This window comes from Rheinheimera faecalis (assembly GCF_021290965.1).
Lineage (GTDB): Bacteria > Pseudomonadota > Gammaproteobacteria > Enterobacterales > Alteromonadaceae > Pararheinheimera > Pararheinheimera faecalis.
In genome coordinates this window covers 99,904-126,559 of sequence record NZ_JAJOYT010000010.1, presented here as the reverse complement: position 1 = coordinate 126,559, position 26,656 = coordinate 99,904, and the positions used below count along the sequence as shown (strand labels likewise).

Sequence of the window (26,656 nt, the reverse complement as noted above, 5' to 3'; positions counted from 1 at the left end):
ACGACAAGTTTAGAAGCTTACGTTCACACTCATCCATAAGTTACGGGCTTTGTCTTTGTTATTGAAATGATCGACATAGCTGGCCTGATAGCCGTTTGCGCCATTTGCATCCAGAATACAGCTGGTACCGCTGTCACACTCTACAAACTCTAAATCGTAGGTTGTGAAGTCCTGATCAAATAAGTTGTTGATCCGCGCAGTAAAAGTGACTGAATCGCTGGCTGCATAGCTGGCACCTAAGTGGTACACATCATAGGCTTTGTAGTTCAGCGGTGCATTTTTAATAGTGTCCCAGGCGCGGAAACGTTTGGTACGGATTTCTGACGTCAGGAAGACTTTTAACTCATCGATTGCATTCCAGTCTATGGTCAGGTTCGCCATATGTTTGGCTGTGTTCGTCAGAGGCTGGCCTTTATTGGCACCACTTTTCTGTTCGCTGTCTGTGTAGGTGTAGTTAGCACGGAAAGCGATATTGTCGATAATCTGCCAGCGTCCTGCGACTTCAGCACCTTTGATAGTCACATTGTCAATATTGACTGTTTTGCTGCTGGTGGCATAACCCAGATCGGCATATTCACCAGTGCTGCTACAGACCAGTGCAGTGGCACCACCACATGGCTGAGAAGCAATTTTATCGTCAAATTCATTATTAAAAATGGTGATATTGAAGTTGTGATTATCCGGGTGTTCCCAGTAAGCCGCAATTTCAGTCGAGGTGCTGGTTTCTGGTTCCAGATCCGGGTTGCCAAACATAGGGGATGTGCCCTGACCACCAAAGCCTACGACACCATCATACAACTGAGTTGTTTTTGGTGTTTTAAAGCCGGTACTGACGCCCCCTTTGATAGTCCACTGTTCTGTTAATGTATAAACACCATACAGACGTGGGCTCATTTCACTACCAAATATTTCATGATCGTCGCGACGTAAACCTGCAGTGATGGAAAATTCCTGAGTGGCATCCCAGGTATCTTCAGCAAACACAGACCACATATTGTGTTCCTGCACGCCGCCTGGAGTGCCGCTTTCCATACCAAAGACACCATCTTCCAGCTCACCACGGATCACTTGAGTACCAAACACAGCTTTGTGTTGGCCTGCCAGTTCAAATGGCATATCCATTTTGGCATCCAAAGTATATTGATTACTGGACATTTTACGGGCAGATCTTGGCAGGAACGTCTCTTTTGCTATGGCTTTACGCTCATCGACAGTCAGACCTGCATAAGCACCAGTGGCGTCGATCATGGTCAGTAACTGTGCACGTTCTGCCAAAGTAAAAGGCAAAGTACGGCCATGGTTTTGGGTATCAACATAAGATAAAGACACAAAACTGTTACCCAGGTCCCATTTACCTTCGTGATTTAATGACCAGGTATCACGGGTAAATTCCTGAGTTGGGCTGTAACCCACCTGAGGGTTAGCACGACGGGCCCAGGTACCACCATTAGTGGTACAGGCATTCGCATTATTGCCTGTGGCGCCCCGGCAGAAACTGCCTGCGGCCCAGATACTGTCGATATTGTCGACTGTACCTACAGGGTATTCCCGGCTGCCATCATCGTTAATTACAGGGCTGTTATCGTATTCCTGAGTCGAAGTGTCGATATCAAACCAAATGGCCTGGTTTTCGACCGGAGTCCAGCTCAGGCGGGCACCTAATACAGAGCTATCGTTATCTACTGTTTTACCGCCAGCACCAAAGCCTAATGAACGGCTACGTACTTCGCCATTTGGATAAACTACGTCAGCATATTCCGGAGTAGATGCCATACGGTTGTATTCACTGCCACGGATAGACATGCCAAGCACGCCTGGGATCAAAGGACCCATCACGTTGAAGTCCGTGGTGATCTCTTCACCAAAGCTGTCATCCGTTTGTGCTGTGCGGCTGTGACTGACTGAGCCAGCCCACTCGTTAGTGACTTTTTTGGTGATGATATTGATCACACCACCTAAAGCGTCGGCACCATACAAAGTAGAAGCTGGGCCACGCACCACTTCAATACGCTCGATGGTATCCAGAGGTGGCATATGACCAAACTGATTACCGCCAAAGTTATTTGGGTAAATATCACCATGGTTATTCTGACGTTTACCGTCGACCAGGATCAAAGTGTAATCCGACCCCATACCGCGCATACTGATAGTACCCTGACCTGTTTTATCGCGGGTTTCACCAATATCGACACCTTCCAGATCACGTACTGCATCGAGCAAGGTAGTGTAAGGGCGGGTACGCAGTTCTTCTGCTGTAATGATGGAAATACTGGCAGGAGCATCCACCAGCTTTTGTTCAAAACCTGAAGCCGTAACCACAATGCGCTCAATAGCCTCATCTTTAACAGCTGCTGCATCTTCTGCCTGAACTGTAGCAATCAGACCTAAAGCGAGCTGGGTGGCTAACACCAGTTTGGCTGGGCGAGACTTGAACATAAACACTCCTGTTGTTCGAACAGATCATCGCAAAGCGGATAAAATCTGAGCTCGATTTGTAAAGATAAGTTAATAAATTCCAATGGCCGACAATGATAGTGATTCTCATTAGAAGATCAATAGCAATTGCGAACTATTTGCACTATCAGTTGTCGTGTTACGGGCCTGAACACAGGAGCGATCAATAAACAACTAAATCAGCCAGTTGTGAAAACCTTGCAAATAAGAACAATTCTCAGTAGCATGACAGCTGATTTTTAGGGGGTACTGTGAAGAGTTCAGCTTTAGCTCGTTGGATGCGTTGGTTACATACCTACAGCGCTATGTTGGTATTGTTGCTGTTGTTATTTTTTGCCATCACGGGCATCACCTTAAATCACCCTGAAATCAACAGTAGCATGGGCAAAACCAGTCAGCAGTTGCAGTTGGAACTGCCAGAACAATTGCCGGATTTATTAAACCTGCCAGATGATCAGCAACAAGCCGCTATGGCTTTGTATGTCGACTGGTTAAAGCAGGAACATCAGTTACAGGGTGGTTACAACCTGAATTTTTCGCCTGAAGACGAACTGCTGGAAATCGACTTTAAACGCCCTGCCGGTTATGCCGCTGTGGTGATTGATTTAGCAGAGCGCACTGCAGAGTTAGATACTGAATTTGGTGGTTATCTGGCCTTGGCAAACGACTTACATAAAGGTCGTTACGCAGGCAGCAGCTGGAAATGGCTGATCGATATTACCGCTGTATTTTGTGTGTTGTTTGCCTTGTCTGGCTTTTATTTATTGTGGCGTCAGCCGAACAGAAGAGATTTTGGCAATGCCACAGCTATAGCTGGTGTGGTGTTGGCTTTATTAGCTTATATAGCGTCGTTTCACTAATTTAGAGTCGTTTCACTAAGAGGAAAGTGTATGTACAAGTATTTAGTCGCTGCATTGCTGTTTTGTTGCGGCTCTGCCATGGCACAACAGGAACTGGAAATTCAGGTCGAACTGCCAAAAATTGATACCGGCACTTATCACAGACCTTATGTGGCGGTATGGATTGAAAACGAGCAACAACAGCCTGTGCGCTTAGTCGAAGCCTGGTTGGAAAAACCGGATTGGATTAAAGACTTACGTCGCTTCTGGCGCAAACTGGGCCGTAGTGAACCTCAATTAGTAGATGCAAAGACAGGTGCCACTAAAGGTCCTGGCAGCTACAAAGTACGCTGGGATGGCAAAGACGAACAAGGTAAAGCAGTTGCTGCTGGTAACTATGTGCTTTTTGTTGAAGCAGCCCGTGAACAAGGCGGCCGCAATCTGGCGAAACAAGCATTCACATGGGACGGCAGCGCCGTTCAAATCGAAATAAAGGCCAGCAAAGAGCTGGGCAAAATTCAACTTACTTCTGTACAGGGAAAATAGTCCAATGAAAAAATCTATTCTGGCTTCATTATTGGTTGCAACAGCAGTGAGCGCTCCGGTTCTGGCTCACACTTTATGGGTAGTACCAAGTCACTTTGTGTTATCTAAAACAGGCAGCTGGGTATCGGCTGATGTCAGCGCCGCCAACATGACCTTTGTTGCTGACAAAGGTATTCCGGTAGATAACGTGTCTTTGTATACGCCAGACGGTAAAAAGCAGGCTATTGAGCATAAATACCAGGGTAAACGTAAATCTCAGGTCGATGCACAGTTAAATGCTGAAGGTACGTACAAACTGGAATTAGGCGGCCCTGTACGTTTTGGCACTATGTACAAAGTAGGTGATGAGCGCAAACGCCTGATGGCTGACAAAAAGACCCGCGCCAAAGAGTTACCGGCTAATGCAACAGATGTAGTGACCAGCCAAAGCCGCAGTCGTTCAGTCGCTTTTATCACAGTCAACAAACCAACGTCAGAAGTGCTGGCATTGAAAAACGAAGGTTTAGAATTTAAAAGCTCTGTGCATCCAGCTGACATAGTAGCGGGCGAGCCTGTTACTTTTACCTTTTTAGTCAATGGTAAAGCGCAAGCTGGGGTGGAGCTGGAAGTGTCATACGAAGGTGAACGTTACCGTGATGAGGCTGGTCGTATTCAGCATAAAACCGATGCAACGGGTCAGTTTACTTATACACCTGTTGAAGCTGGTGTATTTCTGATTGAAGCATCCTATTCAGCCAAAGCTGAATCTGAGTTAGCCGACCAAGTCCGTGAAGGCTTAACTTTAACTTTAGAAGCTGCTTTACCTTAAATCTCTGCCTCTGTGTTTTTAGCACAGAGGCTTTCCTTTTTGAAAAACTACAGCCTGATAGCAGAGTTACGCACCACCAGTTCAGGTTCAAATACATTTTCCACTTCAAGATCATGCTTATACAAGTTTTTCAGTAGCCATAAGGCCGCCATCTTTCCCATTTCATGAATAGGGTTATTCACTGTGGTCAGCTTAGGCGATACATAACGGGCAAAAGGAATATTGTCATAACCAACAAAAGATAAATCTTGTGGGATTTTCATGCCACGTTCCAGGCACACCGAAATAGCGCCGGATACCATCTGATCGTTAGCGCAAACCACAGCTGTAAATTTTTTGTCTTGGCCGAACAGGTAGTTCATACCCTCCACGCCGCTGTCTTCTTTGTAATCACCTTCAAAACACAGGGCAGGATCAAAGGAAACACCCACTTCTGCCAAAGCTCGTTTATGGCCTTCAAGACGCTCTATTGCATCGTGTTTTTTCGAAGGTCCGGAAATATAGGCAATATCCCTATGGCCTAAATCAATCAGGTGCCGGGTAGCCATATATCCACCTAACTCATTGTTCAGGTAAATACAGCAGTCGCTGATTTCAGCTATATATCTGTTGATCAGCACAATAGGAGTTGAGCTTTGACTAAGTTTAATCAGGTAGTCATCTGAGATAGCTTCGACATCCAGGATCAGCGCATCACAGCCTTTACTTAATAAAAACTCAACACTGTCTATTTCCTGAGCTGCATCGCTGTGACCCACGGCAATGATCACATGACGGTTATCAGCCCGCAGCGCGGCTTCAATTTCAGCCATCATAGGACCGTAATACGGGCCATCCAACTGTGAGACCAATACACCAACACTATTAGAACAATTCGACGCCAAAGACTGCGCAAAAGTATTAGGCCTGTAGCCTAATTCAGCCATAGCGGCCAACACCTTTTGTTTGGTCTTTTCGCTGACATTGGTGTTTTTATTCATCACTCTGGATACGGTAGCCAGAGATACACCTGCAAGCAGTGAAACGTCGTAAATGGTCGCCATATAGTGCTGTCACTTATTGTTAAGTCTAAGAGAATCGGGAACTACAAGAGTAATTCAGTAAAGACTGATTTGCTCTGTAGTCGCCATATTATCAGCTTTTACATCCGTCATCCTTGAAAATGCAGCTTTGTTGACTGCGTTCGCTCGCCCCAGTCACATAGTGTCTCTATGCTCCTGGGGTCTCCCTTGCTTGTCGCCTCCCTACAACTTTCAATGCTTTTGGATTTATTCTGCGGCTCTCTTCAATTCCACTGTGATTTCATCAACTTTTTGTGTGTTTAGTTTATAAGCGCCCATCACAAAAGCGACAATTAATGAACCAATGGCCGGATATAAGCTAAAAGCCAATAATAAACCTGCTTTGGTTTCTTCAGTTTGAGTGACATCAGCCTGATAACCTATACCTGCCAATAACCAGCCACCTAAAGCACCACCTACAGCTATTCCCATTTTGATAAAGAAAATAATGGAGGAATACACCATGCCTGTAGTTCGGACGCCAGTGCGCCACTGACCATAATCCACAGCGTCAGCCATTTTGGCCCACAGCAGCGGAGTACCAGTGTTGAACACCAGATTCCACAGCACATACAAAGCAATGGCAAGAGTGACATTGTCAGCAGACACAAAATAGCTACTGGCACAAAGGGCGGCGGCTAAAATCTGAATGCCTATGTAGAGTTTTACTTTGCAGTAACGTTTTGCCAAAGGCTGAGCAATAATGCACCCCACCATACTGCCAAGCATACCCAAAGTGATAAATAAGGTGATACTGTCCGGCATTTCCAGGTAATACTTCACGTAGTAAATAGCCAGCGTAGTACGTAAAACGTAACCACTCATCAGGCATAAAGCCACCAGCGCCAGTACACGCCACTGATCGTTTTTCCACAGTTGACGGAAGTTATCCATATAGCTGCGGCTGACCGCTTCTTTAGGTGGGTTAATCCGCTCTTTAGTACCGTAAAAACAGGCCAAAAACATCAACACACCTAATACGCTCATCGCCATAATAGTCAGTTGGTAGCCTTTGGCTCTGTCGCCCTGGCCAAAAAACTCCACCAAAGGCAAAGTTAAGGCGGTCACCATCAGACCACCTAGCATGGCAAATACAAAACGGTACGACTGCACCGACACCCGCTCTTTTGGATCGGCAGTCAGCACAGCGCCTAAAGCACAATACGGAATATTGATAGCGGTATAGACCAGCATCAGCAGGGTATAAGTGACGAAGGCGTAGATCATTTTGCCTTCTTCACCAAAGTCTGGTGTGGTAAACGCCAGCACGCTGATCAGGCCAAATGGCAAAGCGAACCAAAGCAAATAAGGACGGAATTTACCGTATTTACTCTGAGTGCGGTCGGCAATGGCCCCCATCAATGGGTCTGTCACTGCGTCGATAATACGCACAGCCAGGAACATGGTGCCAACAAAAGCCGGCGAAATGCCGTAGATGTCGGTATAAAAAAACGTCAGAAACAACATGACGGTCTGGAATACTATATTGCTTGCCGTATCCCCCAGGCCATAAGCAATTTTTTCCTTAACACTAACCATGGTGAGCGCACCCTATATAAATTGTTGATTTGAAATTATTATTTTTTATAAATTAACGATTACTAATTAAGCGCTTATAAGCCAGACCGCTGTTTTTCACAGTTCTTTGTTGGCTGTTGTAGTCGACATACACTATACCAAACCGCTTTAAGTAGCCTTCAGCCCACTCAAAGTTATCCATTAAACTCCAGGCAAAATAACCCTGAATATCTACACCTTGTTCGACCGCCTGATGTACTGCACTCAGATGCGACTGGTAGTATGACAAACGCAGTTGGTCGTCGACTTCACTATTGTGCAGTTGATCGGCTGCTGCTGCACCATTTTCGGTAATGTAAACAGGAGGCAGTTTATATTTCTGATGCAAAGACACTAACAGATCGGTAAAGGCCTGTGGATAAATTTCCCAGCCAATATCTGTTTTAGGTGCATCGACCATATCGACTTCAATAAAGTCACGGCCTTCAGCGGCTTTATACACAGTGCGGGTGTAGAAATTGACGCCTAAAAAGTCCAACGGCGCTTTGATAATGTCGAAGTCACCTGCTTCAATCACTGGCTTGTCTTCATCCGCCAGTAAGGCGAAAGAATCCGGATAAGCACCATCAAACACAGGTTTGATATACCACTGGTTAAAGTACTCGTCAGCCAGCTGTGCAGCTCTTTGATCGGCAGCGCTGTCGGTTAGCGGATAAGCTGGTGTGAAGTTCAGCACTATACCGTTCATGCTGTTTGGGCTGTTTTTCTGCAGTACCTGCATTGCCAGACCATGAGCCAACAATAAATGGTGCGCTGACTGACGGCCATAGGCTTTTTTAGTTAAGCCGGGCGCATGAATACCGGCCTCATAACCTAAGTAAGAGCTGCAAAACGGCTCATTTAAGGTGGCGTACGAATAGACTCTGTCACCAAAGGCTTTACTTAACTTGTCGGCATAATCCTGAAACAAATAGGCCGTATTGCGATTCAGCCAGCCGCCTTGATCTTCAATATGTTGAGGTAAATCCCAGTGATACAAAGTGACAAAAGACTTAATATTTTTTGCCTTCAGCTCATCTAAAATGCCGATGTAGAAATCTACACCTTGCTGATTCAGGCTGCCGTCTTTATTCATTACCCTTGCCCAGGCAATAGATAAACGATAAGCATCGACCCCTAAAGAGCTTATCAGCGCGATATCATCACGCCATAAGTGATAGTGATCACAAGCCAAATCGCCGTTTGAAGCATCTTTTACTTTGCCCGGTGTAGCGCAAAAGGTATCCCAGATACAAGGCAGGCGATCCTCAACTCCACCTTCAATCTGGAAAGATGAAGTGGCCACACCATAAGTAAATTCTTTCTTCAGCAGTCTTGAGCCTTTTGGCAATTCATAGTTCATCGTTATCTTCTTTTCATCTTTAAAATTGGAGGGTAAAAGTGGTCTGATTAACGCAACACTGGTCATGTAATCGCTTTCATTTTTAGTGCTGTCGTGACCATATTCAGTTCCTTTGTGTTATGAGTTCATAAGGTTTGGGTTATACGAAATCTATAAACATATTGGCGGTTAAACGCCCACTGACCGGCGAACCGTCTATATCAGTAACGACATCCACCAGTGAAGAGTGCAGCAGATTGCCAGGGTAAATAATAAGTCTGTTCGCCTGATAGGGGATCTGATGGTATAGCTCATAATGCTCATTACTTTGCACCTGATAACGCTGAGGTGGCGCACCATAGGTGTCTACAAAGTGCTGAGCAGACTCAAAGTAGTGCGGTCGACGCTGATCAGTTATCCGTTCAAAACCCGTAGGTTTATGCCGGAAAAACCCTGTGCTGCCATGAGGACTATCATTCAGGTAATGCAAGAGCGCAAAATAAAAAGGTGCACTGGTATCAAAATGCGGCATACATTGCAGCGGGTTCAGGCTGTTTTCTGGCTGAGTGATCAGCGCATAAAACAGCATTTTGGGTTTTAATCGTAGTTTTTCAGGGATCTGATACACCTGATAAATCAGTTGATAAACGGCATTCAGACTGGCGGCTATATAGTCTTTAGGTAATACGGCACGATGACCTGGATAATAAGTCTGGTTTTCCTTCATAAACTCAAGCTGCCAAGCCTGTTGACGTAAACCAGACAGGTCCAACGCAAAGTTATCAATCATAATCAATGGCGTTTTTTCCAGCCCAAGATAGATAATTTCGGGCCGGATGGCGGTATTAACCTGATAATTCAGTTTATCCATCATGCTCAGCTCAGACTAAGGACGACTTACAATACTGCTGAATAAACTCATGGTGAGTCGGGAACTGACTCACAGTGCGTTTCACATTCTGTTTAATGCTCATCAGGAAATCATTCAGTTCAGAGTCCGGCATTAAATCGACAATAGGATGATACTGTTCTGGCATTAAACCCTGACCAATCAGCACTTGTAACCAGGAGCTTTCACCAAACAATTCCTGAGCAAACTTATACACTTTACCGGACTGTTTAAACAATTCCATTCTGTGGGCCAGCGTGTCTGGGATCTGCATATCTTTGCAGTAACGCCAAAACTTGGTATCAGTTCGCTCGGTAGCTTTGTAGTGCAGGATGATAAAGTCGCGGATATTATCCATTTCGATTTTAGTCTGGCGGTTAAACTCAGCTACATCCGCAGGCACTATGCCGTGAGACGGAAACATCTGCAGCAAACGAATAATACTGCGATGGATCAAATGAATGCTGGTCGATTCTAAAGGCTCAAGAAAACCACTGGATAAACCAATGGCGACACAGTTTTTATTCCAATGCTGACGGCGGGTGCCGGTTTTAAACTTAATTAAGCGTGGCTCAAACATCATCTCACCTTCGACATTGTCGATCAGTGTTTGTTTGGCTTCTGCTTCTGTCATAAACTTGCTGCAGAACACCAGGCCATTACCCACCCGGCTTTGCAACGGGATTTTCCATTGCCAACCAGCATCACGGGCTATAGCGCGGGTGTACGCTACGGGCTCTTGTGTGGTTTTGGTTTGCACTGCATAAGCGCTGTCACAAGGTAACCAGTGACTCCAGTCTTCAAAACCAGTATTCAGTGTTTGTTCAATTAACAAAGCCCTGAAGCCAGTGCAATCGATAAATAAATCGCCTTCAATCAGCTCGCCGGATTCCAGCAATAAAGCACTGATATTGCCGTCCATATGCTGCTGAACTTCACGAATTTTACCTTCAATACGTTTAATACCATGCTGCTCAGACATACGGCGCAGAAACTTGGCATACAAGGACGCATCCATATGGTAAGCGTGGTTCAGGTCCTGATTCGGCAAAACGGCAAAACGGCCCTGGCGGGCGCCTAAATGCTCGACACAGTAGTCACCGATTTCAGTCGCTATGCCTTTTTGTCGACCTTTCACCCAAAAGTGCTGAAAACCACAGGCCCAGCAGTCTTTGCCTAAAAACCCAAAGGAGTGAATATAGTCTTCGCCTACTGTTTTCCAGTTTTCAAACTGAATACCCAGCTTAAAAGTGGCATTGGTGGCCGCCATCACTTCAGATTCTTTGATATTCAGTAAGCGGTGGAAGATATGCATAGTGGGGATAGTAGCTTCGCCTACTCCCACAGTGCCAATATCATCAGACTCCACTAAAACCACTTCAAGGTTTTTACCCAGTAATTTGGTCAGGCCAGCAGCAGTCATCCAGCCAGCTGTGCCGCCGCCGGCTATCACGACCTTTTTGATTCTGTTTTGTTCGTTGTTCATCTGTTCACCCTGTTGATTGGTGCTTTTCTGGTTTTAGTTGGTTGTCAGCGCTTTAATTTATTCAGTAAATCAGCCCGGATCTGGCGCGCATTCAGCTCATCCAGCGGCTTAGTTAACATCTTTAAGGCCTCTGGCTGAATATGATCTTGTGATACTTCATCGTGCTCAAAAATGTAGTAGTCAAAAATAGCTTTCCAGGCCTGACGCTGCGCTTTAGGCAAACTGCGTAAGCTCAGCACCGCCATAGACAAGGCATTATTGGGTCGACCCAAATAGGCTGGCGTATCGCGCCACCAGTGGCTGATCAGCACATTAAACCCGTCCAGCGCTTGCACGTGGTGCCACCACATGCTCGGAATAAATAACACATCGCCAGGTTCCAGCTCTGCCCGTTGTGCATGCTGCAGAGCTTCGGCAAATTTAGGGAAACGCTCAAAATCAGGCGCGGCAAAATCCACCATGCTGACATCCTGGCCGCCTGGCGCAAACTCCATAGGGCCCGGATATAAATTGGTGATTTGTTCTGGCGGAAATAAGGTAAAAGTGCGATGTCCGACTGCATTACAAGCCAGGTTCTGCGGAAAATCATAATGAGCAGCGATGCGGGATTGATTACCAAGCCAGACACTGGTCAGTGGGCTGATGCCATCCATTGGTAACGTATTGTGCTCTGCCAAACCCGGAAACCAATGATTGATCTCCGTCGAACCCATGTAATAGGTCGGCACTTGAGTTTGGCTGTTTAACGCAAAAAGGCGGTCCAATAACTGATTAAAGTCTATTTTTCCGACCTGATAATTAAAGCCATTTTGCTCTGGGTTATAAAAAACTCTGCCCTGATGTTCTGGCTCTATATAACAGGCAGTGACAGGAACCCCCTGATAAAACTGTCGGATATAATCTGCGGCGGACGCAGCTGAAACAAGACCCGCTTTAACCAGCGGCCATTCTTTACACAAACCTTTGAATATCAATGGTTGAGTGGCATTAGCTATTAAACTTAACGCATCAGCTAAGTCGCATCCTTCCAGAGTTTTTACTTGTGCTAATGGCGTTATGCTATTCATGGTTAGTCAGACCTTACTCAAACTGCTTATTTTTTAACTGCAGCAAATGGCGAATATTGGACTGAGAAGCGATGGCCATATAAATCGCCTGCAGATAACCTTTCTGATGTAGCTGCACTAAAAGTTCAGGTGGTAAAGCGGCAAGGTTTTCTTCATGGATAGTGTAGAAACCCGCCAGTTGCTGCTTCTGTCCGTTGCTGAAGGTTAAATCCAGGGTAAAGGATTCCAGCAATTGATGCTCAAGCAACACGTCGATAAAGGTTTTGCTGTCGAGCATGCCATGATGAATAGTTTCCAGCATGGAAGCGACCTCATCCAGATAAGGGCTGCTGCCACCATAAGGTAAAAACAGAGCTTCGCCTTCAGTACTGCTGACTCGAGGATTATTTAAGTCGATATGAATCACACGTTGCGGGGTTTCAATACCGTCTTCACGGACCAGTTGCTGGCCAATCAAAAACGGCTGACGTCTTAGCATCAGCGGCACATAACAACCACGCCAGTTATCCTGTTGTAAAAACAGGTTTTCCTGATCCTGGAAACCAAAAAGAGTCACAGCAAAAAACTGATTGCTGTTGTTGTCTTTATGAAAAAAAATCGGGTAGTGGGCCTGAACTGTTCGGAATTCTTTAGGAAAAGTGACAGCAAACCAAACTGCGTCACCATATTGTGCGCCTCTGGCCGTAATGACCTTCAGGTCTCTGTGCTCAACGCTGTTTAATAAAACATTTTTACTCATGCTATATCCCGACCGTTACAGTGTATTTTTTAGTTATAGTTTGATTAAACCTGTCGCCTGATACGAAAGCTACTGGTTTTTTGTTTAAGTGCGAAGCTATAGAAAACATCAAGATATAGCATCTTCAGCCAGGGCTGAAGATGCTGCTTCAAAAAATGGAAACAGAATGGGCCATATCCTTATGGCCCTGTACAGCTTAGAAGCTGTAACGAGCACCCAGACTATAGCGGGCACCTGATTCAATCAGGCTTAACACTTGCTCTTCAGCACGACCATGCACCCGAATATGTTCATCAGTTACGTTCAAGGCTTCAACAAAAATGGTTAAACCTTCCACTTGTGGTAAGTCGTAGCTGACAGACATATCAATTTGGTGATAGGCCTCAGTGTATTTAGGGTTGGCTCCTGTATCCTGACCTTTAGAGTTCAGGAATTCATCACGCCAGTTGTAAGCAACGCGAGCCTGGAAACCGTCCATTTCATAAAACAGAATACCGTTGGCTGTGTCACTTAAACCAATCAGAGCAGCCTGGTCCATCAACAGGAAATTGTTATAGGAAGTTTCGCTGTCTACCATGGTGTAGTTGGCAATAACACCAAAACCAGTTTCACCAAAGGCATGTTGAACCGCCAATTCCCAGCCATCAATGACTTCTGAGTTCGCACCATTGGATGGAGTATTGATATCAAACACCAGATCATTATCTTCACCTGCTACACCATCAATAGTGCCCGCAGCAACGTCAACACCTGGAGCAGTTGGATAATTAGCAAAAATCCAGTTACGAATATCGCGACCATCCAAACCAACAGCAGCCACAGCTTCAGCATATTTTTTGCCATCTACAGGGTTAGCAATATTGTAGATAGTCGATTCGACAACAGTGTTACTGATAAAGTTACTGGTGTCCTTGCGGAAATAACCAACAGAAGCATAACTAGCTGGTGCGTAGTACCACTCAGCCGATAAGTCGATATTTTTAGACTCTAAAGGCAATAAGCTTGGGTTACCTGTTGAGCCACCACCACCGGCACGGTTAGCAATAGTGTTCACAACGGTACCACCCTGAATAGATACATAATCAGGACGACCTATAGTTTCGCTATAAGCCGCTCGCAGCATTACATCGTCTACCACTTCAATATTGAAGTTTACATTAGGCAATACATAGTCGTAATCGCCGGTTTGTGTCTGGAATTCACGCTCACCACTGGCTTGTAATACGATTTCAGTTTCAGCGACCCAACGAGCGCCATTGTATGCAGCCACAGCAGAAGTAGAGGTCACATCTGTTGTTTCATAACGTACGCCTACATGAAGATCGTACGGCATACCGGAGATTTCATTTTCGTAGTTATACTGCACATAAGCTGACTGTGATTCTTCCAACGTATAGCGGTTTACATCGCTGTCGTAATCGGTTGAAGGACAGAAGTTTGTGCCACAGTCACCAGCGCCAACAAAGCCGTCTGGCGTATATAACTCTTCGGCACGAGCACGAACTGTATTGAAATCCCAGAAGAAAATGGTATCCAGCACTTCAAAGTTACGATCTGGCATTAAGGAGAAATCACCTTTACCAGCGTTGAATTTGTCATGGATAGTGCCAGCCGGGAAATAAGAATCGTCGAAATCACCGGCCTGGCCTACTCCGCCCCAGTCGTTACGTTGTACGTTGACTGATTTTGAGTGGTTGTCCACGTCAGTCAGAGCAATACCGAAGTCGATGCTGCTGCCATTTTCGAAAACATATTCACCATCAAACTGGTACTGATCAATTTCAGACTTGTTGGTCGAATTACCAAATACGCTACCTGTCACTATCATGTCTGAAGGTTTGACCGAGTTACCGCCCTCGACTGCCAGTAAAGGTAATTCACCGGTAAAGTCTGTTGCCGCACTACGGCGGACAAAAGCTGCTGTACTTAAGGTATTGCTGGAGCCCAGTACATGGTTTGGTTTGAATTCGGCATCTGATCTGTGAGCGTCAAAGCTCAGCTTTAAGTTATCAGTAGCTTGCCATTCCAGATTCAGACCTAAAGAACCACTTTCGTTACGTACACCTGAATCACCGGCACCCATAGATAAATCTGCGAATGTTGTGCCGTACTCTTCAGAGTAAATCAGTGGCGAAGAAACCGGACCATCAGTCCAGATACTTTGACTTGTGGCACCAAAGGTATACCAGGCTGACACGTCGTTGTATTGAGTGTCGATGTCATTGCGCATGTAGGTATAGTCAACCGATGCGGTCAGATTATCAGTAGGCGCATATTGCAACACTAACTGACCATTGGTGCGGGCACGTTGTTGTTCTTCAAATTTATAAATTGTGGTTTGTGGCACTGAATAGACGTCATCAGCACCAGGACGATTGACCTGATTCTCTAACGGAATACTCCCCCAATCGCCAGATGAGTGGTCTTTAGTTCCTGGGAAGCTGCGCCAGCCTGTACCTACGTTGGCTTGTTGGCTTCCGCTTTCACGTTCCTGATAGCTGGCGGACACTAACACACCAAACTTATCATCGTTAAAGGTAGTGGAATACAAACCTGCTAACTCAGGTGTAGCACTGCCTTCTTCAGTCGATCTGTCATCGACCATAGCGGCACTGAATACAGCTTTTTCGCCGCCAGCGCTTAAAGGTTTTAAGGTTTGTACATCAATAACCGAACCTATACCACCGGTAGGGTTTTTAGCAAAACTGGTTTTATTGACTTCAACACCGCTGATGGTATCAGCAGAAATATTGGCGAAATCAAAAGAACGTGAACCTGTAGTTACAGGCATTTGACGGCCGTTCAAGGTCACTAAGTTAAAGTCCGGACCAAAACCACGGACAGATACTTTACTACCTTCACCGTTTACACGGTCAATAGACACACCGCTGATACGCTGCAGAGATTCTGCCAGGTTAGTATCAGGGAATTTACCTATATCTTCAGCAGAGATTGCATCCACAATACCAGTGGACGAACGTTTGGTGTCCATAGATTTAATCAGACTACCGCGAATACCGGTGACGCTGATCACTTCAATTTTTTCTTCGGCTTTCTGGGTGTTTTGCTCCTGCGCGTCATCCGCGAAGGCAGGCATAACAACGCCCACGCCAAGCACTAACGACAGACTGGTGGCGAGTCTGGTCTTTTTGAACGTTTTGGATTTCATGTGTAGTTCCCTGTCGACTGTTTTTGGTTTTTTACTTGCAACGAAATTCGATAACGCCGGACAGGTAGTTTATTTACTCCCCAAAACTAACTGTAAGCGCTTTCACAAACTTAGGTGATTTTTTTTAACTCGTCAATACAGAAAAACTAAATCTTACATTTTGGTTAAAAAACAGTTGGCAATAATCACTTTATCAGCTAAAAATGAAACCGCTTACAATTGCATTATTGCTGAAGAAATTGCGCAAATTCAGTTTTAATGACAGGAAAAATGCAAAGTAGCTAAAAACAATAATAAGCAAATCAAAGATTTGCATGCCGGCACTTTAGATAAGTCCGGAGGACACGGGGACAGAAGACCAAGCATCCATCAGAGCTTTTGTATGCGTTTGATCATACAAACCGCTGATTTGCCTGCCAGCCCCGCCGATAAAAACTCTGCTGACACAGTGAAAAGACCCGACTTTCCAACAGAAGCGGACACAAAGGCAGACAGAGCTCAACAGGATACCCATTATGTTTCGATACACCCCATTGGCGTTGTTGTGCAGTGCTGCCCTTGTGACGACTTTATCTGGTTGCGGCCAACAAAATACGGCCACTGAGAAAACGACAGAAGTCAAAGCAGCTCCAGCTGAAAGTCTGAATCTGTGGCCAGAATTAAAAAGCCCTTTAGCCAACAAGGATACAGAACAAAAAGTGCAGCAACTGCTGTCCGCTATGACCATTGAGCAAAAAGTGGCTCAGTTGATCCAGCCGGATATCCGTTGGATGACAGTGGAAGATATGCGCCAGTATGGTTTTGGTTCTTATTTAAATGGCGGTGGTGCTTATCCAAATGATAATAAAAACTCTACAGCAGCAGACTGGGTGGCTTTAGCTCAGGCCTATTACGATGCTGGTGTGGATGCAACTAAAGATGGCAGCAGCATTCCACCGATTTGGGGCACTGATGCAGTGCACGGTCACAACAATGTAATTGGCGCCACAGTGTTTCCACACAATATCGGTTTGGGTGCAGCCAACAATGCAGAGTTAGTCGAAGCCATAGGTAAAGCCACAGCAGTGGAAGTGGCAGCGACTGGCATTAACTGGATCTTTGCACCCACTGTTGCAGTAGCCCGCGATGATCGTTGGGGCCGCAGTTACGAAAGTTATTCGGAAGACCCTGCTGTGGTAAAAGAACTTGGTGCAGCTCTGGTCAAAGGTATTCAGGGCAAAGTTGGTTCTGACTTTATGCAGAGCGGCCGTTTAATTGCCACAGCCAAACATTATCTGGGTGATGGCGGCACTGAAAACGGCAAAGATCAGGGCAATACATTAACCAATGAAGCCGATTTAGTCCGCTTACATGCTCAGGGTTATATCAGTAGCCTGGATGCTGGTGTGCAAACTGTGATGGCGTCTTTTAACAGCTGGCACGGTGAAAAAATGCATGGCAATCATTACCTGCTCACCACTGTTTTAAAGGAACGTATGGGTTTTGATGGATTAGTGGTCGGCGACTGGAACGGCCATGGTCAGCTTCCGGGTTGCACCAATAATAGCTGTGCCGCTGCTATCAACGCTGGTGTTGATATTTTAATGGCACCGGAAGATGGTAAAGCGCTGTACAAAAATACGCTGGTTCAGGCCAAAGCAGGTGAAATATCAGCAGCTCGTTTAGACGATGCGGTAAGCCGCATTTTACGAGTTAAAATCCGTGCTGGTTTATTTGAACACGGCAACCCTGCTCAATCTGCACTGGCGGGTAAAGCAGAACTTATTGGTCATGCTGATCATCAGGCTATTGCCGCTCAAGCCGTACGTGAGTCTTTAGTGTTGCTGAAAAACAATGCTCAATTATTGCCATTAGCGCCAAAACAAAAAGTACTGGTGACAGGCGACGGTGCTGACAATATTGGCAAACAAAGTGGTGGCTGGACTTTAACCTGGCAAGGCACGGGCAACGTCAATGCTGACTTCCCGAATGGTCGATCCATTTATTCAGGCATACAGCAGCAAGTCGAAGCGGCGCAAGGCACAGTCGAGCTGAGTGCTGATGGCTCTTATCAGCAAAAACCTGATGTGGCTATTGTGGTGATAGGTGAAAATCCATACGCCGAATTTGATGGCGATATTCGCACTCTGGATTATCAGGCAGGTAAAAATACCGATCTGGAAGTACTGAAAAAACTCAAAGCCGATGGTATTCCTGTGGTGACTGTATTTTTAACGGGCCGGCCTTTATGGGTAAACCCTGAGCTGAATCAGTCTGATGCTTTTGTAGCGGCCTGGTTACCTGGTACTGCAGGTCAGGCTGTGGCAGAGGTGTTATTCAAAACTGCCGCTGGGGAAATACAACATGACTTTAAAGGCAAACTGCCATTCTCCTGGCCAAAAACAGCAGATCAAACACCGTTAAATCAAGCTGACACTAACTACGATCCACTTTTCGCTTTGGGTTATGGCCTGACTTATCAGGATAAAACCACTGTTGCCAATGACTTATCCGAGCAAATCAACAGTGTGAAGAGCACCAGCAACGACAGCTTAAGTTTATTTGAACGCCGTCCGGCTTCAGGTTACAGCCTGATTTTGCAGGACGAAACTGCTGTGGTCACTGTCACAGGTAATAAAGCCAAAAGTGCCGACCAAAGCCTGAATTTAGCCGCAGTAAACTGGCAAAAACAGGAAGACGCTTTACTGTTGGACTGGGCTGCAAATTCTAAAGCCAAACTGGTACTGCAAGCTGCTGTGCCGCTGGATGCCAGCGGTTATGGTCAGTTGGTGGTGGATATGAAATGGAATACAGCACCAACAGCAGCAGTCACCTTGGCTCAGTCTTGTGGTTCGGGCTGCGGTGGAACTCTGGATTTGGCTGAACTTATCGGCAGCAAAGCCGCAGGCCAATGGCACAAAGTGGTGATTGATTTAAGTTGTTTTGCAGCCAAAGGCGCAGCGCTGAATCACTTACAGCAACCTTTTGTGCTGCACAGCGAAGCCGCTTACCAGTTAAGTATTTCGAACATCCGATTAACCCCTGCCACAGCAACGGCCGATTTAAGTTGCCCTGCAACTTAACACTTTAAATACAGGATCAGACCATTATGCAATCCATGCCATCGGCCGAAACACAGAGCACCAGCACTGCAGTCAGCAGCTGGGCTCTGCCTACCTTGACGTTTTTATTTTTTATCTGGGGTTTTATTACTTGTCTGAACGACATTTTAATTCCGCATTTAAAAGCCGTGTTTGACCTGACTTACACCCAGGCCATGCTGATCCAATTCTGCTTTTTTGGCGCCTATTTTGTGGTGTCTTTACCTGCAGGTGCACTGATTAACAGACTGGGCTATCAGAAAGGTATAGTGATAGGTTTGGCTATTGCAGGTTTTGGCACACTGAACTTTATTCCGGCCGCCAGCTTTCACAGTTACCCATGGTTTTTAGCCGCATTATTTGTGCTGGCATCCGGTATCACCATTTTACAGGTTGCGGCCAACCCTTATGTCACAGTACTTGGTGATCCAAAAACTGCATCCAGCCGCCTGACCATGACCCAGGCCTTTAACTCCTTAGGAACCACAGTTGCCCCTCTGATTGGTGCAGCGTTGATCCTGAGCCAGCTCGATAGCACTGAAGGCGCAGACGCTGTTCAACTGCCGTATCTGATACTGACTGTCGCCTTATTTGCCGTAGCCTTTATTTTTTCCCGTTTGAATTTGCCTGTCGTCGAAAATGCGACTGCAGCGGAAAAAATCTCTATTAAAACGCTGCTGCCTTTTACCCATTTGTGGCTTGGTGCCTTAGGTATTTTTATGTATGTAGGCGCTGAAGTAGCTATAGGTTCAGTGATGGTCAACTTTATTGCCTTGCCTGAAATTACAGGACTGGCAGAAGCGGACGCCGCACACTATGTCGCCTGGTATTGGGGTGGTGCTATGGTGGGCCGTTTTGTTGGGGCTTTGCTGATGCAACGTATGAACGCTGGTTTATTGCTGGCCATTCACGCTGCTGCGGCCATGTTATTGCTGGTACTGGTCATTACAGGTCAGGGTCAACTGGCGTTATTTGCACTACTGCTCGTCGGTATCGCCAACTCCATTATGTTCCCGACTATTTTTAGTCTTGCTTTACATGGCTTAGGCAAATACACCAGTCAAGGCGCAGGTTTATTGTGTCTGGCTATAGTTGGCGGAGCTTTAGTTCCTTTGGCTCAAGGCAAACTGGCGGACACTTTTGGTCTGGCCCTGTCTTTTATTCTGCCGATCTTTTGTTACATCTATATCTGCTACTTCGGTTTACGCAGTCGCAAAGTGACAAGTTAAGGCGAAAGCCGGGGCAAAGTGACAAGTTAAGGCGAAAGCCGGGGCAAGGCGTGTATTCCCGGTTGGCCTTGCCCATTTTATTCGCGCCATCCGTGGCGCTCATCCGGACATTGCCAAACTGTTGGCAATGTTTTATCCGGCTTCGCCCTGACGGGCCAGCTAAAGCTGTTTAAAAACATTCCTGGTACTGGATGAGTATTCATCCTTTAAGGCTGAGCTAAACCTCAGCCTTTTTTTCAGCTGCCGCGCCCGATACCAGCAGCTCTGCTGATCTGGTACTGCGGAATTTACTTAACACCAGATACACAGCTGGAGTGCTGTACAAAGTCAGCAACTGACTCACCAGCAAACCGCCAACTATAGTAATGCCTAAAGGCTGGCGCAGCTCTGAGCCTTCGCCCATACCAAAGAGCAATGGCACAGCACCTAATAAAGCGGCAAAGTTGGTCATCAGTATTGGACGCAAACGTTGCGCTGCCGCTAAAGCGACCGCCTCTTTGGGAGATAACCCCAAATCACGTTCGGCATGTAGTGCAAAATCGACCAGCAAGATGGCGTTTTTCATCACTATACCTATCAGCAAAAACAGACCCAGCAGAGCTATCAGGTTAAAGTCGGTATTGCTGAAATAAAGCGCCAGCAAAGCTCCTAAGCCAGCACAAGGTAAAGTCGATAAAATAGTAATAGGTTGAATAGTGCTTTCATACAACACGCCGAGCAGCAGGTACACAGTTAAAATCACGCCAATAATCAGCCAAAGCTGATCGCCACTTTTAAACATGGCATTGCGCTGATCTTCACCATTGATGGTATGAATGCCACTGGGCACCATGGCCCGGGCCAGCACCTGATCAATAGCAGCAGATGCTTGCTGCAAAGTCACGCCGGGGGCCAGGCCATAACCTATACCAACAGAGGCAAACTGACCATCGCGGCGAATGCGGTCATTGGCCAGACTGTACTGATAGCTGGCAATACTGGATAAAGGCACTCTGTTACCGTCAGCAGTCACCAGTTGCAGTTGCTTTAATACTTCAGGCTGAGCTGTATAACCTGGTATCAGCTCCATCACCACACGGTATTGGTTCATCTCATCGTATAAAGTTGCGACCTGACGCTGTGAGAAAGAGTTATTCAGCAAAGTCGCCACAGTGCGCATATCCACACCTAAACGTTGTGCCGCTTCGCGGTCTATGGTCAGTGCAATTTGCTGCGTATCTTCGCCACTGGGAGTATCCACATCCACCAGCTCCGGCAATTCCTGCATTTTTTCCGCTACTTGTTTGCTCCATTTGCGCAGCAGCTGTAAATCACCGGATAACATCAACAGCTCGTAATCACTTCGGCCAAAGGGTGATGATAAACGGATATCCTGATCCACATTCATAAACACCATACCACCCGGTACTTTAGGGGCTGTAGCGCGAATACGGTCTACCACTTGCTGAGCTGATATTTTACGTTCAGCCAGAGGTTTTAACCGTACCCTCATCCAGCTGTTGCTGATACCCATATCGCCACCGCTGGAGCCTGTCACATCGGCTATAGCCGGGTCTTTTAATAAATGCTGACGGAAAGCTTCAATTTTTGGCTGCATGATATGAAAAGAAAATCCATCGTCACCACGCACAAAACCATTCAGTTGACCTGTGTCCTGATCCGGTAATAAACCTGTTGGCACTTGAGTGTACAACCAGGCGTTGGCAGCAAAAAGCAGCACTAATCCGGCTAACAACCAGCGGTAATGGCTTAAGCTCCAGGTCACGCTCTGGTGATACTTCTGCTGAAACTTCTGAAAAGCGCCGGCTTCTGTGTCACCCGGCTTTTTGGCCTTCAGCAGTAACGCCGATAAGCTTGGCGTTAAGGTCAGCGAAATCACCAGACTGATCATCATGGCGGCAGCCAGCGTGATAGAAAACTCGCGGAATAAACGCTCGACCAAGCCTCCCATAAACAAAATTGACAGGAAAATCACTACTAAAGCCAGGTTCATTGCCAGCAAGGTAAAACCGACTTCGGACGCACCTTGTCGCGCAGCTTGTAAAGGCGTTAAGCCCCTTTCTATATGACGTTTAATGTTTTCGACTACGACAATGGCATCATCCACCACTAAACCTGTGGCCACAATCAGAGCCATCACCGATAAGTTATTCAGTGAAAAATCACAGAGATACATCACAGTAAAAGAGCCAACCAAAGACACTGGGATAGCCAGACTGGGGATCAGTGCACTGCGCAGGCTGCCTAAAAATGCCCAAACCACCAGCACTACCAGTGCCACAGCAATCAATAAACTGATTTGCGCTTCAGTTAAAGTGGCGCGGATCACAGGGCTGCGATCCATCACCACTGCTAAATCTGCATCTGCAGGTATCAGCGCCTGCAACAGCGGCATCTGTTGATAAATAGCATCTATGGTTTCAACAATATTGGCACCGGTGCGGCGGCTGATCAGCAATATCACCGCATTTTTGTCGTTATGAAAACCTGCGCTGTAGCGGTTTTCTGTCGAGTCTGTCACTAAAGCCACATCCGACAAACGGATAGGTGCGCCGTTGACGTATTTCACGACTAAATTCTGGTAGTCCGACGCCTGACGTAAAGTCTGACTGGTCGCCAATTGCCAACGTTGATCGCTACTTTCCAGCACACCCAAAGGCACGGAGGCATTAGCACCACTGATAGCTGCGCGTACTTCATCTAAAGCCACACCATATTGAGTCAACATGCCAGGATTCAGTTGCACCCGAACTGCAGGCAAAGACGCACCTGTCACTTCAACCTGACCCACCCCTGTAATAGCAGCCAGTTTTTGTGCCAATACAGTAGAGGCCGCATCGTATAAAGCACTGGAGGCTAAATGTTCAGAGCTTAACGCCAGCGCCATCACCGGAGCTTGGGACGGGTTAAATTTGCGGTAACTTGGATTACCCGGCATACCGGAGGGCAACTGGCTACGGGCCGCATTAATAGCAGCCTGCACTTCACGGGCCGCTTCATCGACATTACGGTCCAAGTCAAACTCCAGCCGTATTTGCGCTGAACCCTGATTGCTGCTGGAACTGATACGGTTAATACCAGCAATACTACCCAAAGCCCGCTCCAGTGGAGTAGCCACAGTAGCGGCCATACTTTCAGGGCTGGCACCAGGCAAACTGGCCGTGACTACTATCATTGGAAAATCGACAGCGGGCAGAGGCGATACCGGCAATAAACGCCAGCACAGCATGCCAAGCAGCAAAATAGCAGTGGCAATTAAGCCACTGGCCACAGGGCGCTGAATAAAGGGCTGAGCTAAATTCATAGCGCTTTGGCCTCGGCTTCGCTCAGGTTTTCCTGTTGACCTTCTTTACTACTAAAGTGACGATCAAACCATAAATACACCACAGGCGTAGTAAAGAGCGTCAGCACCTGACTGACTAACAAACCACCGACCATTACTAAACCTAAGGGTTGACGCAATTCTGCACCTGAACCGCTGGCTAATAACAATGGCACAGCACCAAATAAGGCCGCTAAAGTCGTCATTAAAATGGGCCGGAACCGCATTAAAGCTGCCTGATAAATAGCTTCTTGTGGCGATAAGCCCTGATGCCGCTGCGCTTCCAACGCGAAGTCGACCATCATAATGCCGTTTTTCTTCACCAAACCTATCAGCAACACTATGCCTATGACCGCAATTAAATCCAGCGGCTGGCCTGTGATCAGCAGCGCCAATAAAGCCCCTACAGTGGCTGAAGGTAAAGTCGACAATATGGTGACCGGGTGAATTAAGCTTTCATACAAAATACCCAACACTATATACATGGTGACTACAGCGGCCAGCACCAGCCAGAGTGTATTGCTCAGTGATGCCCGGAAAGCTTCAGCCGCTCCCTGAAAGGTCAGTTCCACTTCGGCAGGCAGTTGTAATTGTTGCTGCACCTCTTCAATAGCAGCCACAGCTTCACCCAGCGAATAACCGGCAGCCAGGTTAAAAGACAAAGTCACAGATGGGAACTGGCCCTGATGATTAATCAATAACTTGGCAGGGCGTTGTGTCACTTTAGCCACAGCGGATAAAGGCACAGGAGTACCGGAGCCAGAACTGATATAGAGTTTATTCAGCGCATCGACACCGTTAATCTGATCCGGGTCCACTTCCAAAATCACCCGGTACTGATTTGATTGAGTAAATAAGGTGGTGATCTGGCGCTGACTGTACGCACTTTGAAGCACAGTACTGATTTGCGACACATTAATGCCTAAACGGGCAGCTGCAGTGCGGTCTATATCAATATAGGCCTGTAAACCCTGTTGCTGTAAATCATGCGCCACTTCGGATAATTCAGGTCGTTGTTGCAAGGCTTCAACCAAATCCGGCAACCACTGATTCAATACATCCTGATCCGGTGTGGTTAAGCTAAATTGATACTGAGTACGGCTGACACGGTCTTCAATACTCAGCTCCTGCACTGGCTGGAACCAGCCTTTAATACCTGGCACGGCTTGCACTTGCTGCTCCAGCTCGCGGATCACGTCCACCGCAGACAAATCGCGCTCAGCATGTTGTTTCAAATTGATCTGAATACGGCCACTGTTAATGCTGGTATTGCTGCCATCGACGCCAATAAAAGACGACAAACTGCTCACCGCTGGGTGCTGCAAAATATTTTCAGCCAACTCCTGCTGCCGTGACGCCATCGCCTGAAAAGAAATATCCTGCGGCGCTTCAGTCACTACCTGGATCACACCACTGTCCTGCACAGGGAAAAAGCCTTTAGGCACCGCCAGATACAACAGCGCGGTTAAGGCCACAGTCGCCAGCATGCTGAACATGGCTAAGCTTTGATGGCGTAACACCCACTGCAAACCACGGCCATAAGCAGCAATAATGCGGTCCATCAAGCCATTTTGATCATGATGCTCGGGCAGAGTTTTCAGTAAACGTGCGCACAACATAGGGGTGAGCGTTAAAGACACCACCAGGGAGATCAGAATAGCCACAGCCAAAGTAACGGCAAATTCAAAAAACAGCCGGCCGACCACATCCGCCATAAACAACAGAGGGATCAACACGGCAATCAGCGAAAAGGTCAAGGAAATCAGCGTAAAGCCAATTTCTTTGGCGCCTTTCAGTGCAGCTTCCATAGGCGAGGCGCCTTGTTCACGGTGCCGCGCCACGTTTTCCAGCATGACGATGGCGTCATCCACCACAAAACCTGTGGCTATGGTCAAAGCCATTAAGGTCAGGTTGTTAACAGAGAAATCCAGTAACACCATCACGGCAAAAGTACCAATCAAGGACAAAGGTACGGCCAGACTAGGGATAATAGTGGCAGGAATACTGCGTAAGAATGCGAAGGTGACCAGTACCACCAGCACTATGGCGAAGATCAGCTCTTTTTGCACATCACGCACTGAAGCACGAATACTGTGAGTCCGGTCTGTTAACACTTCTACTTTCACAGCGGCAGGCATAGTGGCCGTAAGTTGCGGCAATAATTCCTGCACTCTGTCGGCTACATCAATCACATTGGCGCCGGGCTGGCGCTGAATATTAACCAGCACAGCGGCTTTTTGGTTGGCCCAGGCAGCAAGAAAACGGTCTTCAGCGCCATTTTCAATTTTAGCCACGTCTTTTAAGCGGATAGGTGCGCCTTCACGATAGGCAATAATCAGCTCTTTGTATTCGTCCGTGCTGCGAATTTGATCATTGGCTTCAAGCATAGTGGAGCGAAAAGCGCCGTCAAAACTGCCTTTAGGCTGATTGGTATTGGCCGCCGCTATGGCAGTACGCAAGCTTTCGACACTTAAATCCAGACTGGCCAAAGCGGCGGGATTGGCTTTGACGCGAATGGCAGGGCGCTGCCCACCCGCCAGACTGACCATACCCACGCCCGTCAGCTGAGCGAGCTTCTGTGCCATACGGGTATCGACTAAATCATAGACGGCAGGCAAAGGTAAAGTATCGGAGCTGACGGCTAAGGTCAGAATGGGCGCATCAGCCGGATTGACTTTGCGGTAGACAGGCGGAGTAGGTAAATCATTAGGTAACAATGAAGAGGCCGTATTAATAGCAGCCTGCACTTCCTGTTCAGCCACGCCCATATCCACCACTAAGGCAAATTGCAGCGTTATAACAGATGCCCCGGCCGAGCTATTGGACGACATTTGTTTCAGGCCTGGTATCTGGCCTAATCGCCGCTCTAAAGGCGCAGTGACAGTGCGCGCCATAATGTCAGGACTGGCACCGGGGTTAAAGCTAAACACCTGAATAATAGGGTAATCGACTTGAGGCAAGGCAGCCACAGGCAATAAACGCCAGCTTAAAATACCGGCAATTAAAATCGCCAGCATTAACAACGAAGTCGCGACAGGACGTAAAATAAAAGGCTTGGACAGGTTCAT

The 26,656-nt window shown here is 46.8% G+C and carries 16 protein-coding genes; 5 read left to right on the top strand and 11 right to left on the bottom strand.

The features are described from left to right. Positions 1-9 precede the first annotated feature (9 nt). Positions 10-2,436, bottom strand: a complete 2,427-nt coding sequence (locus tag LSG34_RS15965; protein ID WP_233010102.1) for a TonB-dependent receptor domain-containing protein — start codon at positions 2,434-2,436, stop codon at positions 10-12. Positions 2,437-2,705: 269 nt separating this feature from the next. Between LSG34_RS15965 and LSG34_RS15960 the strand changes: the two genes are divergently transcribed. From LSG34_RS15960 to LSG34_RS15950, 3 genes are read left to right on the top strand one after another with little or no spacing between them, the layout of a single operon-like run. After that, a complete protein-coding gene (locus tag LSG34_RS15960; protein WP_233010101.1) occupies positions 2,706-3,314 on the top strand; it encodes a PepSY-associated TM helix domain-containing protein in 609 nt (202 codons plus the stop codon). A gap of 30 nt (positions 3,315-3,344) precedes the next feature. Further along, on the top strand, positions 3,345-3,839 hold the full coding sequence (locus LSG34_RS15955) for a DUF2271 domain-containing protein (RefSeq protein ID WP_233010100.1): 495 nt from the start codon (positions 3,345-3,347) through the stop codon (positions 3,837-3,839). Positions 3,840-3,843: 4 nt separating this feature from the next. Continuing rightward, on the top strand, positions 3,844-4,647 hold the full coding sequence (locus LSG34_RS15950; protein WP_233010099.1) for a DUF4198 domain-containing protein: 804 nt from the start codon (positions 3,844-3,846) through the stop codon (positions 4,645-4,647). Between the two features lie 47 nt (positions 4,648-4,694). Here the strand turns inward: LSG34_RS15950 and LSG34_RS15945 are convergent, their stop codons facing one another. The 8 genes from LSG34_RS15945 to LSG34_RS15910 form a co-directional block, all read right to left on the bottom strand. Continuing rightward, complete coding sequence (locus LSG34_RS15945) at positions 4,695-5,690, bottom strand: LacI family DNA-binding transcriptional regulator (protein ID WP_233010098.1); 996 nt, start codon at positions 5,688-5,690, stop codon at positions 4,695-4,697. A 225-nt stretch (positions 5,691-5,915) separates the two neighbouring features. Next, the gene (locus tag LSG34_RS15940; RefSeq protein ID WP_233010097.1) at positions 5,916-7,247 is read right to left on the bottom strand and encodes a glycoside-pentoside-hexuronide (GPH):cation symporter; all 1,332 of its coding nucleotides are present in this window, start codon (positions 7,245-7,247) and stop codon (positions 5,916-5,918) included. 52 nt (positions 7,248-7,299) lie between these two features. Further along, entirely contained in the window at positions 7,300-8,628 is a 1,329-nt protein-coding gene (locus tag LSG34_RS15935) for a GH1 family beta-glucosidase (RefSeq protein WP_233010096.1), read from the bottom strand. A gap of 139 nt (positions 8,629-8,767) precedes the next feature. Continuing rightward, on the bottom strand, positions 8,768-9,478 hold the full coding sequence (locus tag LSG34_RS15930; RefSeq protein WP_233010095.1) for a DUF6445 family protein: 711 nt from the start codon (positions 9,476-9,478) through the stop codon (positions 8,768-8,770). A gap of 10 nt (positions 9,479-9,488) precedes the next feature. Then, positions 9,489-10,982, bottom strand: coding sequence for a tryptophan halogenase family protein (locus LSG34_RS15925; RefSeq protein WP_233010094.1), 1,494 nt, complete (start codon positions 10,980-10,982; stop codon positions 9,489-9,491). 44 nt (positions 10,983-11,026) lie between these two features. Continuing rightward, entirely contained in the window at positions 11,027-12,049 is a 1,023-nt protein-coding gene (locus LSG34_RS15920) for a cupin-like domain-containing protein (RefSeq protein ID WP_233010093.1), read from the bottom strand. A gap of 13 nt (positions 12,050-12,062) precedes the next feature. After that, entirely contained in the window at positions 12,063-12,788 is a 726-nt protein-coding gene (locus LSG34_RS15915; RefSeq protein ID WP_233010092.1) for a SapC family protein, read from the bottom strand. Positions 12,789-12,984: 196 nt separating this feature from the next. Continuing rightward, positions 12,985-15,957: a TonB-dependent receptor gene (locus LSG34_RS15910; RefSeq protein ID WP_233010091.1), complete on the bottom strand. Its 2,973-nt coding sequence runs from the start codon at positions 15,955-15,957 to the stop codon at positions 12,985-12,987. Positions 15,958-16,472: 515 nt separating this feature from the next. Between LSG34_RS15910 and LSG34_RS15905 the strand changes: the two genes are divergently transcribed. Both LSG34_RS15905 and LSG34_RS15900 read left to right on the top strand, forming a co-directional pair. After that, positions 16,473-19,019 (top strand): glycoside hydrolase family 3 protein, encoded by a 2,547-nt coding sequence (locus LSG34_RS15905; protein WP_233010090.1) that lies wholly within the window; start codon positions 16,473-16,475, stop codon positions 19,017-19,019. 26 nt (positions 19,020-19,045) lie between these two features. Then, positions 19,046-20,266 (top strand): sugar MFS transporter, encoded by a 1,221-nt coding sequence (locus tag LSG34_RS15900; protein ID WP_233010089.1) that lies wholly within the window; start codon positions 19,046-19,048, stop codon positions 20,264-20,266. Between the two features lie 217 nt (positions 20,267-20,483). Here the strand turns inward: LSG34_RS15900 and LSG34_RS15895 are convergent, their stop codons facing one another. Continuing rightward, the gene (locus LSG34_RS15895; protein WP_233010088.1) at positions 20,484-23,570 is read right to left on the bottom strand and encodes an efflux RND transporter permease subunit; all 3,087 of its coding nucleotides are present in this window, start codon (positions 23,568-23,570) and stop codon (positions 20,484-20,486) included. Continuing rightward, on the bottom strand, positions 23,567-26,656 hold the full coding sequence (locus LSG34_RS15890; RefSeq protein ID WP_233010087.1) for a multidrug efflux RND transporter permease subunit: 3,090 nt from the start codon (positions 26,654-26,656) through the stop codon (positions 23,567-23,569). Before LSG34_RS15890 ends, LSG34_RS15895 begins: the two co-directional genes overlap by 4 nt.

Excerpts from the sequence above, each read along its gene's own strand:
- LSG34_RS15965 (WP_233010102.1), bottom strand. The coding sequence starts at position 2,436 with ATGTTCAAGTCTCGCCCAGCCAAACTGGTGTTAGCCACCCAGCTCGCT.
- LSG34_RS15955 (WP_233010100.1), top strand. The coding sequence starts at position 3,345 with ATGTACAAGTATTTAGTCGCTGCATTGCTGTTTTGTTGCGGCTCTGCC.
- LSG34_RS15950 (WP_233010099.1), top strand. The coding sequence starts at position 3,844 with ATGAAAAAATCTATTCTGGCTTCATTATTGGTTGCAACAGCAGTGAGC.
- LSG34_RS15945 (WP_233010098.1), bottom strand. The coding sequence starts at position 5,690 with ATGGCGACCATTTACGACGTTTCACTGCTTGCAGGTGTATCTCTGGCT.
- LSG34_RS15940 (WP_233010097.1), bottom strand. The coding sequence starts at position 7,247 with ATGGTTAGTGTTAAGGAAAAAATTGCTTATGGCCTGGGGGATACGGCA.
- LSG34_RS15935 (WP_233010096.1), bottom strand. The coding sequence starts at position 8,628 with ATGAACTATGAATTGCCAAAAGGCTCAAGACTGCTGAAGAAAGAATTT.
- LSG34_RS15930 (WP_233010095.1), bottom strand. The coding sequence starts at position 9,478 with ATGGATAAACTGAATTATCAGGTTAATACCGCCATCCGGCCCGAAATT.
- LSG34_RS15925 (WP_233010094.1), bottom strand. The coding sequence starts at position 10,982 with ATGAACAACGAACAAAACAGAATCAAAAAGGTCGTGATAGCCGGCGGC.
- LSG34_RS15920 (WP_233010093.1), bottom strand. The coding sequence starts at position 12,049 with ATGAATAGCATAACGCCATTAGCACAAGTAAAAACTCTGGAAGGATGC.
- LSG34_RS15915 (WP_233010092.1), bottom strand. The coding sequence starts at position 12,788 with ATGAGTAAAAATGTTTTATTAAACAGCGTTGAGCACAGAGACCTGAAG.
- LSG34_RS15910 (WP_233010091.1), bottom strand. The coding sequence starts at position 15,957 with ATGAAATCCAAAACGTTCAAAAAGACCAGACTCGCCACCAGTCTGTCG.
- LSG34_RS15905 (WP_233010090.1), top strand. The coding sequence starts at position 16,473 with ATGTTTCGATACACCCCATTGGCGTTGTTGTGCAGTGCTGCCCTTGTG.
- LSG34_RS15900 (WP_233010089.1), top strand. The coding sequence starts at position 19,046 with ATGCAATCCATGCCATCGGCCGAAACACAGAGCACCAGCACTGCAGTC.
- LSG34_RS15895 (WP_233010088.1), bottom strand. The coding sequence starts at position 23,570 with ATGAATTTAGCTCAGCCCTTTATTCAGCGCCCTGTGGCCAGTGGCTTA.
- LSG34_RS15890 (WP_233010087.1), bottom strand. The coding sequence starts at position 26,656 with ATGAACCTGTCCAAGCCTTTTATTTTACGTCCTGTCGCGACTTCGTTG.